The sequence below is a fragment of the Aminobacter sp. Y103A genome, from assembly GCF_030294925.1.
Taxonomy (GTDB): domain Bacteria; phylum Pseudomonadota; class Alphaproteobacteria; order Rhizobiales; family Rhizobiaceae; genus Aminobacter; species Aminobacter ciceronei.
Window position 1 is genome coordinate 4323709 of sequence record NZ_AP017986.1, and the last position, 15591, is coordinate 4339299.

A 15591-nucleotide genomic window follows, 5' to 3' on the forward strand; every position below is an offset into this window, starting at 1 on the left:
AAGGGCGGAGGCTAGGCAGATGAATTCCGTTTATTTAGACAAGGTCTCTGAAGCGATTGCCCATTTCGTCGGGTTGTTCGAGACAAACGTCGAGGAAGCGCGACAGAAGCAGGCCTATGACGGGTTCAGGGCGAACCAACAGGCCCAACAGGAGCTTCCGGACCCTCAGACCGTCGCCATCAAAGTCGATGCCTCCCATACCCTCAAGGATTTTGATCCGAATGTGCCGTATCTGGCGATGCGGCCCGAGATCGAGCAGGTCACCGTCTGGTCGAAGGTTGCCTTCACTCCTCCGGACATAGAGATACCCGACGGACCGTTCCTTCACAATTTCACCCGCCTTCCCGATGGCACCACGGTCGGATCGGGCGGTGTCGTCCTGCCTCAGATTGAGCCGCCCGGCGATTTGGCCGCTATCGTCAACCAGGAAATCCGGCTGTCCGACGACGATTATGTCGGCTTTGGCGGCAGCGGGTTGAAATTCACCCCGGCGGCGCTGGACAACAGTTCGCTCGACGAGTTGCAGCAGGCCGCGGCCGACCTGTCGCCGATCGACGACCTGACGCTTCCAGGCACGACCGAAGAGATGGCCACCTTCGTGACGACCGCCCAGGCGCGGCTCACCGGATTCAGTGGCGATGGCCATGGCAATGCGGAGGTCTTCACCACGAAGGGCGAAGCACTCGAAGGCACCTACTTCAATGGCCAGCTTGTCGACGAAGCCGACGTCCCGGACATGGAGGACTACGTCAACTTCCTCAAGGACGACGACGACGACGACGAAGAGGATGCAGGCGGCCCCGACGGCCCGCTCGACATCGACACGCCTCCGGACTCCGGCGACTTCATGGACGGCTGGGGCGACGGCACGGTGAACCCGAGCGTCGAGATCACCACCGGCGGCAACACCGTCATCAACAATGCTGTCGTGGTCAACGAATGGGTCTCGGCAGAGGTCATGGCCGTGATTGGCGACCATTACTCGCTGAACGCCATCGTGCAGATCAACGGCACATGCGATGCCGACAGCGTCGGCTCGGCGATCGGCGGCTGGCCGTTTGATCCAGGTGGCGAGAACGAGAGCTTCAACATCGCGATGTTCAAGCACATCGATCCTTCGGCAGGAGAAACCGACGCGACTCCCGACGCCCCGCCCAGCTTCCCCGCTTACTACGTGGTCACCGAAATTTCGGGCGACCTGCTGATGATGAACTGGATCGAGCAATACGCGTTCGTCATGGACAATGACATTGTCATCGCTTCCTCGTCCGGTGTGCAGTCGGTCGTTTCGACCGGCGACAACACCGCCTTCAATGGCCTCAGCCTGTACGAACTCGGCAGCTACTACGACCTCATCATAGTTGGTGGCAACGTCTACGACGCCAGCATCATCCATCAGCTCAACCTGCTGATCGACAACGACATGATCGGTGCCGTCGACGGCTTCGAGACGACTGGCGAAGGCTCCGCCTCGACGGGCGGAAACCTGCTGTGGAACCAGGCGAGCATCGTCAATGTCGGTGCAGGCACCTGCGAGCCGCTGCCGGATGGCTATGACACCGCCTCGGCTGATCTCGCTGCCGGCAACAAGGAACTGCCGACGTCCATTCTTCAGGACGCCGCCTTCGCAGGCATCGGCGTGCTGCGCGTACTCTACATCTCGGGCGACATATACAATCTGCAATACATCAAGCAGACGACCGTGGTGGGCGACAGCGACCAGGTAGCGCTTGCCATGAACGAGATGGTCGCCAATCCTGACGCGGATTGGACGATCGCCACCGGCGGCAACCAGTTGGTCAACGACGCCACGATCGTCGACGTCGACGGCTACTCCAAGATCTATGTCGGCGGCGACAGCTACTCCGATGAGATCCTAATCCAGGCCAACCTCGTGTCGAGCGAGCCGGATCTGGGAGGGCAGGACCCGGACACACTTGTCAGTGAAGCTGTGGCTTTCCTCGATGACAGCAATGGCGACGACACCGGCGACGCTTCCCAAGGCACCAACATCGCACCGCAAGCCGCAGATTCCGGATCGGCCGACGTCATGCAGCACATGCTGGGCTGAGCCGAATGAGAGGGGCGCAAGATGACTGACGACCGTGAAAGCTGGAGTGGTTTTCATAATTTGCCTGATGAAGGCGACAACCAGGACTGTTCGCCGGCACCTCCGCGGACATCGGAGCCCAAGCCCTTGCCGCAGGCTCGGCTGTCGAGTGCAATAGCTCCCCAGGAGCAGGCGCTCGACAGGCTGGAACGCTACATCGACAACGTGGTGGGCGAGTTGCGCGACGCTGCCGGCGACAAGCCGACCGCTCAGGCAGAACGCAAGTCACCGGAAACCTCGACCCCTGCGCCGCAGGCTGTACGGGCGGGCCCGCATCAACCACCCCAGAGGCCATCAGAGCCCTCGATCATACCTCCGGAGCGGAGCGCTACGGCTCAACGCCCCCCAGCGTCTGCCCCCGCCGAAACAGCGCCCGGCACGCCGCCGCATCAGGCTCAGCGTGCGGCTCCGGAGGAACCCATTGCCGCGCCCCAGCCCCAGGCAGTTGCTCCTCAGGCCAGGCCTGAATCCAAAGAGGCGCCGCAACCGGCAACCACGGCAGCATCGGCTCCCCCTCGCCCCGACATGCGGGTAAGTGAGCCGCAGGGACCGGCAAAGACTGAAATGAAAGATACGTCGATGCCGGTTGGCAAGGTGATCGACGCCGACAACGGCCCGATCAAGCCGAAGGAAAAACTGCCTGAAGCCAAAGGCCCAAGCGGCGGCGACATCGACAGCGGTGGTAGCGGCGGTGGTGGTGGCGGCGGCGGTGGCAGTGGCGGCGTCTTCCACAAGCGCCTTGGCCCGATCGACTTCTCCGCCTCGCTGAAGATCGGCCTCAACGTCGTCAAGCGCAACCTGTTGATCGTCATGTTGTTCACTCTGGCCAGCAACGTGCTCGTGCTCGCAATCCCGCTCTATCTGTTCCAGATCTCCGATCGCGTGCTGACCAGCCGCTCCGTTGACACTCTGGTCATGCTGACGATCGTGATCGTCGGCGCCGTGATCCTTCAGGCGATGTTCGACGCGATCCGTCGTTTCATCCTGATGCGGACCGCCGTCGAGGTGGCTGCGCAACTCGGCGCACCGATCCTGAGTGCCGCGGCGCGCGCCGCGCTGCACAGCAACGGCCGCGAATACCAGACGCTCAGCGACCTCGGACAACTGCGCTCATTCCTCGTTTCGGGCACCTTGCTGTCCCTGCTGGATGCCCCGCTTGCCCCATTGTTCGTGCTTGCCGTGTTTCTTGTGCATCCGCATCTCGGCTTCATCGTCGTCACATCGGCGTTGCTGCTGCTCGTGATCACCATCATCAACCAGCGCTCGACGGCTGCCTCCTTCAGCGAAGCCAATTCGTTCCAGAGCAAGGCCAACCTGCATCTCGACTCGATGTCGCGGAATTCGCAGATCATCAACGCGCTCGCCATGATCCCGGAAGCCGTGCGCATCTGGGGCAAGGACACGGCCGGCTCGCTCAGGGCGCAAGTCCTCGCACAGGACCGCAACATCGCCTTCGCCGCAACATCCAAGGCAGTGCGGTTGCTGACGCAAGTCGCAATGCTAGGCTGGGGTGCGCATCTCGCCCTGGATGGCCATCTCAGCGGCGGCATGGTCATCGCCGCGTCGATCATCGCCGGCCGCGCTCTCGGCCCTATCGAGGGTGCCATCGAAGGCTGGAACCAGGTCGTACAATCGCGCGCCGCCTATGGCCGCATCGCCAGCCTGCTGCAAAGCTCGCCGCTCAATTTCGAACGGCTGAACCTGCCGCGGCCGGAAGGCCGCCTCGACGTCGAACGCCTGCTGTTCGTGCCCCAGGGCACCAAGCGGGTCGTGCTCAACGGCATCACCTTTGCCCTGGCCCCGGGCGACTCCCTTGCGATCATCGGCAATTCGGGCGCAGGCAAGACCACGCTCGGCAAGATGCTTGTCGGCTCGATCCTGCCGACTTCGGGTAATGTGCGCCTCGACCTGATGGACCTGCGCAACTGGGACCAGCGCCAATTCGGCGAGAACATCGGCTATCTGCCGCAGGACGTTCAGCTGTTCCCTGCCACGATCAAGGCCAACATTGCCCGCATGCGCGAGGATGCCAGCGACGCCGATATCTACCAGGCGGCCATGCTCGCCGACGTGCATGAGATGATCGCCACCTTGCCGCATGGCTACGAGACCTTCGTCGCAGCCGACGGCGCACCGCTTTCCGGCGGCCAGAAGCAGCGTATCGCGCTCGCCCGCGCCTTCTTCGGCAACCCGCGCATGGTCGTGCTGGACGAGCCAAACTCGAACCTCGACGCCGCCGGCGACGTGGCACTTGCCCGTGCACTGCAGCACGCCAAGGACAACAAGATCACCGTCATTACCATCACGCAGCGTCCGGCACTTCTGCAGAGCGTCGACAAGATTCTGTTGCTGGTCAACGGCACGGTGGCCCTGTTCGGCAAGCGACAGGACGTGCTCCAGGCACTTGCCCAGCGCGGGTTGAGCATCGAGGGCGGCTCGTTCGGCCATCAGATTCCGTAAGGGGACAAAGTCATGAGCGATACGGCAATCGTCAAGGTCCATGACCTCGAATGGTACGCCGACGTACCGCGCTCGATCGGCAAGCAGACAAAGATCGGCCTCCTGCTCATAGCGCTCACTTTTGGCGGCTTCGGCACCTGGGCTCTCACGGCTCCGCTCGCTGCCGCCATCATCGCCCAGGGTTCGTTCGTCGCCGCCGGCCAGAACAAGATCGTGCAGCATCTGGAAGGCGGCATCATCAAGGAACTGCTGGTTAGCGAAGGTGACGTCGTCACCTACGACCAGCCTCTCGTCCGCCTCGATGAAACAGCAGCCGAAGCCAGCGAGCGTCAGCTCTTCCTGCGTCAGGTTCGCCTCGATGCCATCGCCGCGCGGCTGAATGCCGAGATCAGTGGAGCGGTGAACATCTCGTTTCCAAAGAGCGTCACCGACAACCTCGATGACCCCGAGATCAAGCCGATCGTAGACGGTCAGCAACTGACCTTTGACGCCGCACGCAGCAAGTTGCAAAGCGAGATCGGCCTGCTGAAGCAGAACATTGCCGCCTATGTCTATCGATCGGGCGGCTACGACGAACAACTGGCTGCCGTGCGTCGACAATTGACGCTCATGCAGGAAGAATATGCAGGCAAGAAGAAGTTGCTCGACAAGGGTCTGCTCCGGGCTACCGAAATCAAGGCGATCCAGCGCGCCATGGCCGATGCCGAGGGGCAGATCGGCCGCCTTGCCGCTCAGGTTTCCGAGATCGGCGCCGAGGTCATCAAGCTCGACCAGCAAATCAAACAGGCAGAAGAAGCCTACAAGCAGGCTGCACTCGAGCAGTTGCAGAACCTGGAGGGTGACCTCGATACGATCCGCGAGCAGCTTCGCCAGGCGAAGAGCATCCTCAGCCGCGTGACGATCAACGCCCCGGTCGCCGGCACCATCGTGCGCATGTATTACCACACATCAGGCGGCGTCATCGAAAGCGGCAAGCCGATCGTCGAGATCCTGCCGTCGGACGTGCCGCTCGTCATCGAGACGCTGATCTCCCGTACCGACATTGACAGTGTCCGTGTCGGCCAGAAGGCAACGGTACAGCTTACCGCGCTTAACCGGCGCACCACGCCGGTGCTCGAAGGCGAGGTGATCTACGTCTCCGCCGACGCGCTGCCGGACACGTCGGGTCCCGTCGCACGCGAAGTCTATGTCGCTCGCGTCAGCCTGTCGGCGGACCAGATCTCGCGCGTCCATGGCTTCTCGCCGACGCCCGGCATGCCCGCCGAGGTGCTGGTCCAGACCGAGGAGCGGACATTCTTCCGGTATCTGACCAAGCCTATTGCCGACAGCATGTCGCGCGCCTTCATGGAACGTTGAGCAAAGGGGAAACCATGTCATCGAGGGGGACAGAGATGCAAGTCGACGTTATTACCGATGTTGAAACGCTGGCCAAGCTGCGGCAGGACTGGGAGCGCCTGTACAAGGCCGATCCGGAGGCGCAGTTCTTCGTCTCCTGGGCCTGGCTGGTGCCCTACATGCGTTTCTACAAGGGCGCCTGGTTCGTGCTTGCCGCTCGCCTCGGCAACCCGGGATCGCCCTATGTCGCGCTCATGCCGTTGCGTATGCGCACCCGCATGAGCGGCAAGACCGGACTATTCTTCAACGAGATCAGCATGGCCGGCAACAATGCCGCCGACTACACCGGCGCCATCTGTGATCCCGTCCATGCCGAAATGGCGTTGAAGGCCTTCGGCCGCCACGTTGCCCAGATGGGCTGGGCGCGGCTCAATCTCGAAAACCTGCGCATGTCGCGCGAGCGCGTCTTTGCCTTCATCGGCCAGTTCTCGCGCGACATCTTTGCCATGCGCGAGTTCAGCCGCGTCAATGCCGCCGACAATGTCGACAACTGCCGCTGCTTCGCGGCCGCCTTGCCCGACACATTCGACGGCTATCTCGACAATGTGCTCAGCACCAACACCAGGCAGAAGCTGCGGCGCTTCCTGCGCAAGGTCGATGCGGGGGAATTGCGCATCACCCGCGCCGATGCCGACACCTATGAGCGCGACATCGACACGCTGCTCGACCTTTGGCGGATAAAATGGGGCGCCCGCAAGGGCGACCGGCTCGCCGCCATCCTGCACAACAATCGCCGCGTGCTACGGGACAGTTTCCGAAACGGCACGCTTTACCTGCCGGTCCTGTGGCAGGGCGACCGGCCGCTGGGTGGGCTTGCCATCTTCGTCGATCCGGTCAAGAAGGCGTTGCTGTTTTTCATGGCCGGCCGAGACGAGGCCGTCACCTCCATCCCTACCGGCCTGATACTGCACGGCCACTGCATCAAGCTGGCGATCGAGAACGGCCTCACCACCTATGATTTCTTGCGCGGCGACGAGCCCTACAAATTCGCCTTCGGTGTGACCGAGAGCAAGATCAACTGCGCCCAGATCTACACAAAGAGCGGACGCAACAACGGTGATCGCCTCGATACCCGGTCGCTCAACGGCATCTTCGCCGAGGTCACGCGTTTGCATCAGCAGGGGCAGCTGGAACGGGCGGAAAACGGATACCGCCAGATCCTCGCCACCGACGCCACTTATTCCCGCGCGCTCTACGGCATCGGCCAGCTTTTGTCGGCCAAGGGCGAACACCGCGAGGCGCTGGTCCACTACCAGACGCTCGCCAATTCGGTGCCGACATCGGCCAAGGCCTGGCTCAGGCTTGGCATGGAGCTGCAGGCGCTGTCCCGGCACATCGAAGCGGCGGAAGCCTTCCGCAAGGTGCTGTCGCTCTCACCCGATTTCGCCGGCGCCGAATTCTCGCTCGCCAAGAGCCTCGCAGCACTCGACCGCATCGAGAACGCCATCGAAACGTTGGAAGCATTGGAGCACAAGCTTGAAGCCGCCTCGCGCGACGACACGCTGCTGGCCAAGACCAGGATCATGCTCAAGCGGCTGAAACTTGAAAGCCGGCCGAGCTACATCATGCTCAATCCGGATCGGAAGTCGGTGACGCGCGTTCTGAGTACGGCGCTTTAGACGCCGATATGCGAACCGCCTTCCGGAGCGGGCAGGCCTAGGTGTCGTTTCCAAGAAGGTTGTTCAGTCTTTGGAACGGGCTGATGCCTCCAAGGGCCGAGTGTGGGCGTGCCAGGTTGTAGTTGGCTGCCCATTGGTGAATGGCCTTGGCGCGTTCGTTCGATGAGGCGTATGGCCTGGCATAGGCCCATTCGCGCAGCGAAGTCTGGATGAAGCGCTCGGCCTTGCCGTTGGTGCGCGGGGTGTAGGGCCTTGTGCGGATGTGTCGGGCACCGGCACCTTGGAGTGCCTGGGCGAACAGTTTGGAGCGATACGCCGAGCCGTTGTCGGTCATCACCCGCTCAACCCTGGCGCCCAGCCTGGCGTACCAGGCCAGTGCCCGGTTGAGGAACCCGGTGGCATCATCCCGGCCCAGGCTTGGCAGCAGTTCGACATAGGCGAGGCGGGACGCATCGTCGATGGCGACATGCAGGTGTTCGTAGCCGATGCCTCGGGCGCGATGATGGCCTTGGTGCTGACCCGTGATCCGATGGCCAACGCCGTCGATACGGCCCAGGGACTTGATGTCGATATGGATCAGTTCGCCCGGCCGCTGCCGCTCGTAGCGTAACACCGGGGGCCGGGGATCGAGCCAGGCCAGCCGGTTCAGTCCTAGCCGGCGCAGCACCAAGCCTACCGTCGAGCGCGCCAGGCCCAAGGACCGGGCAATTGCCGGCCCGGTCATGCGCTGGCGCCGCAACTGCTCGATCCGCGACACCTGCATGGCTGCCAGCCGATGCCGGCAGCGGTGCGGAGCCGAACTGCGATCGTGCAGAACCCGGTCGCCGGCCCGGTAGCGGTCGAGCCAGCGATAAGCCGTTCGTTCCGAAACCCCGGCCGAACCGGCAGCACGCCGCACGCTCCAGCCCTGTTCAATTCGTTGCACCAAAAGCACTCGACCTGACGGCGTCAGACGCGCATTCTTATGGACGTTCATTCGGGGAGCTCCACTGAAGGTTGGTTGGCTTCGCAACCCCAGCTTCTCAGTCCCTCCTCGAATGAACAACCTTCATAGCTTCGACACCTAGGCCTGCCCGCTCAGAAAATCCTCGAACTTGCGCATCTCTCCGGCGTCGACGCCGACCATATGGTTCGCCGCCGGATAGGCGCCGCTGGCAATGTCGCCGGCATATTCTTTGAACGCCGCAATCCGCTCCTGCTGGATGCGGTCATGCTCAGCCGCGAGGTTGCGATACACCTTGGCGTGGCGCGGATAATGGCCGCGATTGAGCCCGAGCACGTCCTCTGCAAACAGGTATTGCGCATCGCAGCCCGCACCGGCGCCCATCGAGATCAGCACCAGCGAGCTGCGCCTGGAGATCGCGCTCGCCACTTCGGCCGGCACCACCTCGATCTCGGCTGCAAAAGCGCCCGCCTGCTCCAGCGCCTTGACCTGCCGCCAGACGAGCTCGGCCGTTTCTGCCGTCTTGCCGACCGCCTTGAAGCCGCCCGTCCAGGTCGAATGCGTCGGGATCAGCCCGACATGGCCGCAGACCGGGATATGTTCGTCCGCCAGCCGGCGGATGGTCCGGTCGCTCGCCGAGCAGTAGACCGCATCGGCGCTCGCCGCCTTGAGCTTCACCGCCGTGCGCAGGATCTCGTCTGATGTCGCCCCCATCATGCCGTACTCGTCGCCGGGCACGGCAAAACATGTTGGGGCCGCATCGCGGAAGCGCGGGTCGAGCATCAGCGCATAGGTGACGGACAACAGGTCGATGCCGGCGCGCTCGGCCGCCTCCGCCTCCTCCAGCGACGTCACCCGCAGCTTCGACAGTTGCCTCTTGCCCTTCAACGCGCGCAGATCCGCGACCGTTGGCCTGTTGCGTGCCATCGTTTCGTCCTCGCTCCTGGAATATATTGGGCTTTCTGACGCCTCAGGCCTTCAGAAGCCACTCGTGCTCTTTGGCGTTGTGGAACTTCCAGGTCCGCTTCGGCCCCGCCATGACATTGAGATAATAAAGGTCGTAGCCGTGGCAGGCAGCGCAAGGGTGATAGCCCTTGGGCACCAGCGTCACGTCACCATCCTCAACTGCCATCGCCTCGTCGATCTCGCGATGCCCGGCATCGTTGAACTCGGTGTAGACGCGCTGGAAGGCAAAACCCTGCGGCGGGTTGAGCCGATGGTAATAGGTCTCCTCCAGCAGTGATTCAGCGGGGAGATTGTCCTCGTCGTGCTTGTGCGGCGGATAGCTCGAGGTGTGGCCGCCTGGTGTGATGACCTCGACCACCAACAGCGAATCCGCCGGATCGCCTTCGGGCAGAATGTTGGTGACGTAGCGTGTGTTGGTGCCCTTGCCGCGCGTTTCCTGCTTGACGTCGTCGGGACCGATCACCCGTACCGGCAGGTTTCCGCCGAGGCCGGGAGCCGTGCAGACGGCGAGCTCGACATTCGTGTCGGCCCTGACCGACCAGTCGCCGCCAGCCGGCACATAGACCGACCAGGGCTTGCCTTCGAAGGGCGACATGCGCTCGCCGAGCATGCCGAGATCGTCCTCGCCGACCCGCACATGCGCCTTTCCCGAAACCAGCACCAGGCAGGTTTCGCGGTCGGCCGTCCAGTCGCCGAAGGTATCGCCGGGTTCCAGCTTGTGCAGGTCGAAACCGACATAAGTCCAGCCGGCGGATTCAGGCGTGACGTGCGTGACGCGCCCGGTGCCGTGCTTCGGCTTGATCAGCAGTCTCGACATCTCGTCACTCCTTGTCGGTGGCGGCGTCGTCGCCAGGCTTGTAGGCGATGAGGAACTGGTAGGCACCGAGCGCAGCCATGCCGCCCGCGAGCGTGCCCCAGAATGCGGATCCGGTGGCAAACTCGAAGATCGACCAGGCGGCGCAGAAGCCGACCAGCGCTATGCGCCTCCACAACGGGCGAAGGAACGGATGGTTCTGGTCGTTCATCAATTGCGTGTTGCCTCGCCGATCAATTTCTGCGGATGGTAACCGGCCCCCGCGCGACGCTCAAGCACTACGCGCCGCGCGTCGGAGCCCCGCAAAGGACGCCGTGATGGAGGCAGCCATCCCGACAAATCGACGCCGACTTTCGGGGTCATGCGGCGGGAAAGCCCTGTGTTTCCACCGTGTAGCCCGCCGCAGTCATCACCCGCATCAACTCGGCATGACCGACCTGAGCCATCTTCAGCGGCGGGCTCTTCTTCGGATCCTGCTCTGCCTCGACGACGAACCAGCCCTCATAGCCATGGTCGGCGAACTTCTGCACGATCGCACCGAAATCGAGCGAGCCGTCGCCCGGCACGGTGAAAGCGCCCAGGGCCACCGCGTCGAGAAAGGACTGCCTGGTCCAGTCGAGCGCCTTGATGACGTCCAGACGCACGTCCTTTACATGGACGTGGCTGATGCGCTTGTGGTGGCTGTCGATGGCACGCAACACGTCGCCACCGGCAAAGGCGAGATGGCCGGCATCGAGCAGGAGCGGGATGCCCTCGCCCGACTGCTTCATGAAGGCATCGAGCTCGTGTTCGAACTGCACCACCGCAGCCATGTGGTGGTGATAGGACAAAGGCATGCCCTGCTCGGCGCACCACTCGCCGAATGCGGTCAGCTTTCGGGCATAGGCCTTCATCTCGTCGTCGGAGAGTACAGCCTTGGTTGCCAGCGGCTTCGAGCGGTCGCCCTGGATCGAGCGGCCGACCTCGCCATAGACGATACAGGGGGCATCGACCGCCTTGAACAGCTCGATCATCGGCTGGATGCGATCCTTGTTGGCGGCGAGGTCGTCGTTGACGAGCGTGCCCGAGAACCAGCCGCCGCACAAAGTCACGTCCGCCTTCTTCAGGATCGGCAGCATCTCCTCAGGCGTGCTCGGAAACCGGCGTCCCTGCTCCATGCCGGTAAATCCAGCCGAGCGCGATTGCGCCAAGCATTCCTCCAGCGACACGTCATCGCTCAGTTCCGGAAGGTCGTCGTTCCACCACGCGATGGGGGACATGCCCAGTTTGGCTTTCACTTCAGTTCTCCAGTGTCATTCTCTGCCGTCGCAAAAGACAGCCTCAATTCGCTACCATCAGCGCCAACATCCCAGGTCCAATCACAACCCCTCAATCCCCCACCCGCTGCAGCTTCAGTTTTTCCTCATAGCCCTTACGCGCGGCATTGACCTCGACGCGTGCGCTCACCTCGGGCACGGCAACGTCCCACCAGTGCCCCCCCTCGCCGGTCGAGATCAGCGGGTCTGTGTCGATCAACACAACCGTCGTCCTGTCGCTCTTGCGGGCGCGGTCGAGCGCGGCCTCCAGGTCGGCAATCGACGCTGCCTTCTCGGCATTGGCGCCCAGGCTTTTCGCATGCGCGACGAAGTCGATATCAGGCAAGATCTCATGCCTGGAGTCGCGCAAGAGGTTGTTGAAGTTGGCGCCGCCAGTGGCCATCTGCAGCCGATTGATGCAGCCATAGCCCCTGTTGTCGAGCAGCACGATGGTGAGCTTGAGACCCAGCATGACAGACGTCGCAATCTCGGAGTTCAGCATCAGATAGGAGCCGTCGCCGATCATGATGACGACCTCCTTGTCAGGCCGCGCCATCTTGGCGCCCAGGCCGCCCGCAATCTCGTAGCCCATGCAGGAGAAGCCGTATTCGGAATGGTAAGAGCCGGGTTCGCCCGCCTGCCACAGCTTGTGCATCTCGCCCGGCAGGCCGCCAGCCGCATGCAGCACGATGACATCGCTGCCCAGCGTGCGCTGCACGGCGCCGATCACCTGAGCGTCTGAAGGCAATGTGGCATTGGTCGCCGCCGTCACCTTGGCGGCTGCCTTGCGCCACTCGGCCTTGGCTGACTTGGCGTTCTCTGTCCAGGTCACAGGCGCCTTGTAGCCGGCGACGGCGGCACCGAGCTCCATGAGACCTTCCCTGGCATCCGCCACCAGCGGCAGGGCCATGTGTTTGCCCGCGTCGAAGGACTGGACGTTGAGCCCGATGATGGTCTTGGCCGCGTTCTTGAACAGCGCCCATGAGCCGGTGGTAAAGTCCTGCAGCCGCGTGCCTACGGCCAGAACGACGTCCGCCTCCTCGGCAAGCCGATTGGCCGCCGCTGTGCCGGTGACGCCGACCGCCGCCATGTTCAGCCCATGCTCGTCTGATAGCGCCGACTTGCCGCCTTGCGTCTCACAGACCGGGATGCCGGTCGCCTGGACGAAGCGGTCGAGTTCTTCCGAAGCACCGGAATAGAGCACGCCGCCACCGGCGACGATCAGCGGCTTCTTCGCCGCTTGAAGCACCTCGGCAGCGACAGCCAGTTCGTCGCGGTCCGGACGCGGCCGGCGTGGCGTCCACACGCGCTCGGCAAAAAAGCTCTCGGGATAGTCATAGGCCTCGGCCTGAACGTCCTGGCAGAGCGACAGCGTCACCGGCCCGCACTCGGCCGGATCGGTCAGCACCTGCATGGCGCGCGCCAGCGCCGGGATGATCTGCTCTGGACGGGTGATGCGGTCGAAATAGCGCGACACCGGACGGAAGCAGTCATTGGCGGATACCGTGCCATCGCCGAAATCCTCGACCTGCTGCAGAACCGGGTCGGGCACGCGGTTGGCAAAGACGTCGCCGGGCAGAAGCAAAACCGGCAGGCGGTTGACATGGGCGAGTGCCGCCGCCGTCACCATGTTGACCGCGCCCGGGCCGATGGAGCTCGTCGCCGCCATCACGCGCCGCCGAAAGTTGGTCTTGGCAAAGGCGATCGCCGCATGCGCCATCGCCTGCTCGTTGTGGGCGCGATAGGTCGGCAGTTCCTCGCGCACCTGGTAGAGCGCTTCGCCGAGACCGGCGACGTTGCCGTGGCCGAAGATCGCCCACACGCCACCGAACAAAGGCACCATCTTGCCGTCGATCACGGTCATCTGCCGTGTGAGATAGCGCGTCAGCGCCTGCGCCATAGTCAGGCGAACGGTCTTGGTCATCGTCTTCTCCTCCCGCTTCAGCGGCGCATCCTGAGATGCCGGCCTCGCCTCAGCTGTCTGTTTATGCCGCCCGACGGTCGCGCGCGGCAAGCCATGCCTTGGTCAGCTGCTCGAAACGCTGGGCCATGTCGTCGACTGCCGCCTTGTCGTCCATGCGGCCGGCCATCCACTCTTCCGCCGCGTGGGCAAAGATGCTGCGCCCGACGGCGAACCCCTTGACAATGGATGCGTCAGACGTCGCGGCGAAGGCCACTTCGAGCTCGGCCAGCGGTGCCTCGAGCCCAAGCAGCACCACGCCCCGGCAGTAGGGATCGTTGGTGGTGATGACCGCCTCGATCTTCTGCCACGCGGCGGCCGAAGCCTGCGGCTCGAGCTTCCACCAGTCGGGCTTGATGCCGAGCGCGTAGAGTTCTTCCAGAGCGCGCGGAATGGTGTTCTCGTCGAGCTTGCCGTGCTTGCCGGCGATGATTTCGATCAACAGCTCACGGCCGACCTTTCGCGCGGCCTCGAACAGGGTGCGCAGCTTCTGCTGCTGCTCGGCCTTGAGCTCAGCGGAATCGTCGGGATGGTAGAAGCACAGGCACTTGATGCAGTGCTCGACCGGCCACTCCACCAGCTGCGAGCCGATGTCCTGCGAGAATTCGAAACGCAGCGGCCGCGAACCCGGCAGCTCCACCGGCCGTCCCAGCCAGGAGAAGGGATGGCGGGCGAATTCGAACATCGCATCGCGACCGAACTTCTCGTCGATCAACATGCCGTAGCCGTCGCGGCCATCGGCAACCTTGGCCGCCGCTTGCACAGCCAGCACCTTGAAGTCTCGGACACGCTGAGCATCCGCACCCGTGCGAGCGGCGATGTCTTCCAGCTGGATGCGGTGGTCGCAGGCGAGCGCCATCATTGACGGGATCTCATGCCGGCGCGTGGTTGCCCAATGCACGTGGTTGATCGCCTCGTCCTTGCGCAGCGCGCGTTCCTTGCTGCCGTTCCTGAGGAAGAATTGCAGCTCATCGAAGGTCGGAATCTCCGGCGAGCAGAGCAGACGCGACACGGCGAAGGCACCACAGGCATTGGCCCAGGTCGCCGATGTCGCCAGGCTCTCGCCGCCCAGCCAGCCACGCAGGAAACCGGACATGAAGGCATCGCCCGCACCCAGCACATTGTAGACCTCGATCGGAAACCCCTTGCCGACGATGCCAGCCTCGAGATCGTCCGAGATCGCCCCGTCATAGACGATGCAGCCCATCGGCCCGCGCTTCAGCACGATCGTCGCGCTGGACAGCGACCGGATGGTCTTCAGCGCGGCGAGCAGCTCGCTTTCGCCCGACGCGATCATCACCTCTTCCTCAGTGCCGACGATCAGGTCGCAGCCGGCCAGCACACCCTTGATATGGTTCGACACCTTGTCGGACGCGATGTAGCGGCTTTCACCGGCGGCGTGGCCGGCAAGGCCCCAGAGGTTCGGGCGGTAGTCGATGTCGAACACCACCTTGCCGCCGCTTTCCTTGATCAGCTTCATCGCCTTGCGCTGGGCGGCATCGGTGTTGGGCCGCGAGAAATGCGTGCCCGTGACGACGATCGCCCGCGCCGACTTGATGAAATCGGGGGCGATGTCGGCTTCCGACAACGCCATGTCGGCGCAGTTTTCGCGATAGAAGATCAGCGGAAACGTCTTGTCGTTCTCGACCGAAAGAAGCACCAGCGCCGTCAGCCGCTCCTTGTCGGTGACGATGCCGCCGTCTGATACACCCTCGCGCAGCATCTGCTCGCGGATGTAGCGGCCCATATGCTCATCGCCGACGCGGGTCAAAAGCGCCGAGCGCAGCCCGAGCCGCGCCGTGCCGATGGCGATGTTGGCGGGGCAGCCGCCGACAGACTTGGCGAAGGACGCCACGTCCTCCAGCCGCGATCCGGTCTGCTGGCCGTAGAGATCGACCGAGGCGCGCCCGATGGTGATGACGTCGAGTGTAGGCTGGTTCTTGGGGTCGGTCATTTTGTCCTCCCGGTCGCTCCGCCGCGCCGGCCTGCCCGCAGATCAGTTAGCAGGCCACACAATGCAATTTCAATT

11 protein-coding genes are annotated in these 15591 nt (G+C 63.5%); 4 read left to right on the forward strand and 7 right to left on the reverse strand.

The annotated features are described in order from the left end of the window. Positions 1-19 precede the first annotated feature (19 nt). The 4 genes from Amn_RS21230 (at position 20) to Amn_RS21245 (ending at position 7584) form a co-directional block, all read left to right on the forward strand. Entirely contained in the window at positions 20-2071 is a 2052-nt protein-coding gene (locus Amn_RS21230) for a type I secretion protein (RefSeq protein WP_154387572.1), read from the forward strand. A gap of 603 nt (positions 2072-2674) precedes the next feature. After that, positions 2675-4570 carry a type I secretion system permease/ATPase gene (locus Amn_RS21235; RefSeq protein ID WP_376769284.1) on the forward strand — a complete coding sequence of 632 codons (1896 nt, stop codon included), beginning with the start codon at positions 2675-2677 and terminating at the stop codon, positions 4568-4570. A 12-nt stretch (positions 4571-4582) separates the two neighbouring features. Then, positions 4583-5926 carry an HlyD family type I secretion periplasmic adaptor subunit gene (locus tag Amn_RS21240; RefSeq protein WP_182576113.1) on the forward strand — a complete coding sequence of 448 codons (1344 nt, stop codon included), beginning with the start codon at positions 4583-4585 and terminating at the stop codon, positions 5924-5926. A 35-nt stretch (positions 5927-5961) separates the two neighbouring features. After that, entirely contained in the window at positions 5962-7584 is a 1623-nt protein-coding gene (locus Amn_RS21245) for a GNAT family N-acetyltransferase (RefSeq protein WP_182576112.1), read from the forward strand. A 37-nt stretch (positions 7585-7621) separates the two neighbouring features. Here Amn_RS21245 and Amn_RS21250 read toward each other — a convergent pair whose 3' ends face one another. The 7 genes from Amn_RS21250 to Amn_RS21280 form a co-directional block, all read right to left on the reverse strand. Further along, positions 7622-8560: an IS481 family transposase gene (locus tag Amn_RS21250; protein ID WP_286291674.1), complete on the reverse strand. Its 939-nt coding sequence runs from the start codon at positions 8558-8560 to the stop codon at positions 7622-7624. A gap of 87 nt (positions 8561-8647) precedes the next feature. Continuing rightward, the gene (locus Amn_RS21255) at positions 8648-9454 is read right to left on the reverse strand and encodes a 3-methyl-2-oxobutanoate hydroxymethyltransferase (protein ID WP_154386432.1); all 807 of its coding nucleotides are present in this window, start codon (positions 9452-9454) and stop codon (positions 8648-8650) included. A 43-nt stretch (positions 9455-9497) separates the two neighbouring features. Beyond that, the gene (iolB, locus tag Amn_RS21260; RefSeq protein WP_154386433.1) at positions 9498-10310 is read right to left on the reverse strand and encodes a 5-deoxy-glucuronate isomerase; all 813 of its coding nucleotides are present in this window, start codon (positions 10308-10310) and stop codon (positions 9498-9500) included. A gap of 4 nt (positions 10311-10314) precedes the next feature. After that, positions 10315-10518, reverse strand: a complete 204-nt coding sequence (locus tag Amn_RS21265; RefSeq protein WP_067958695.1) for a hypothetical protein — start codon at positions 10516-10518, stop codon at positions 10315-10317. A 148-nt stretch (positions 10519-10666) separates the two neighbouring features. After that, complete coding sequence (gene iolE / locus Amn_RS21270) at positions 10667-11584, reverse strand: myo-inosose-2 dehydratase (protein WP_182575638.1); 918 nt, start codon at positions 11582-11584, stop codon at positions 10667-10669. Between the two features lie 91 nt (positions 11585-11675). Next, the gene (gene iolD, locus Amn_RS21275; protein ID WP_286291681.1) at positions 11676-13526 is read right to left on the reverse strand and encodes a 3D-(3,5/4)-trihydroxycyclohexane-1,2-dione acylhydrolase (decyclizing); all 1851 of its coding nucleotides are present in this window, start codon (positions 13524-13526) and stop codon (positions 11676-11678) included. 61 nt (positions 13527-13587) lie between these two features. Then, positions 13588-15516, reverse strand: coding sequence for a bifunctional 5-dehydro-2-deoxygluconokinase/5-dehydro-2-deoxyphosphogluconate aldolase (locus Amn_RS21280; protein WP_154386435.1), 1929 nt, complete (start codon positions 15514-15516; stop codon positions 13588-13590). Between the last annotated feature and the right edge of the window lie 75 nt (positions 15517-15591).

Bases quoted from the DNA above. Each gene is read 5' to 3' on its own strand.
- Amn_RS21230 (WP_154387572.1), top strand. From the start codon at position 20: ATGAATTCCGTTTATTTAGACAAGGTCTCTGAAGCGATTGCCCATTTC.
- Amn_RS21235 (WP_376769284.1), top strand. From the start codon at position 2,675: ATGAAAGATACGTCGATGCCGGTTGGCAAGGTGATCGACGCCGACAAC.
- Amn_RS21240 (WP_182576113.1), top strand. From the start codon at position 4,583: ATGAGCGATACGGCAATCGTCAAGGTCCATGACCTCGAATGGTACGCC.
- Amn_RS21245 (WP_182576112.1), top strand. From the start codon at position 5,962: ATGCAAGTCGACGTTATTACCGATGTTGAAACGCTGGCCAAGCTGCGG.
- Amn_RS21250 (WP_286291674.1), bottom strand. From the start codon at position 8,560: ATGAACGTCCATAAGAATGCGCGTCTGACGCCGTCAGGTCGAGTGCTT.
- Amn_RS21255 (WP_154386432.1), bottom strand. From the start codon at position 9,454: ATGGCACGCAACAGGCCAACGGTCGCGGATCTGCGCGCGTTGAAGGGC.
- iolB (WP_154386433.1), bottom strand. From the start codon at position 10,310: ATGTCGAGACTGCTGATCAAGCCGAAGCACGGCACCGGGCGCGTCACG.
- Amn_RS21265 (WP_067958695.1), bottom strand. From the start codon at position 10,518: ATGAACGACCAGAACCATCCGTTCCTTCGCCCGTTGTGGAGGCGCATA.
- iolD (WP_286291681.1), bottom strand. From the start codon at position 13,526: ATGACCAAGACCGTTCGCCTGACTATGGCGCAGGCGCTGACGCGCTAT.
- Amn_RS21280 (WP_154386435.1), bottom strand. From the start codon at position 15,516: ATGACCGACCCCAAGAACCAGCCTACACTCGACGTCATCACCATCGGG.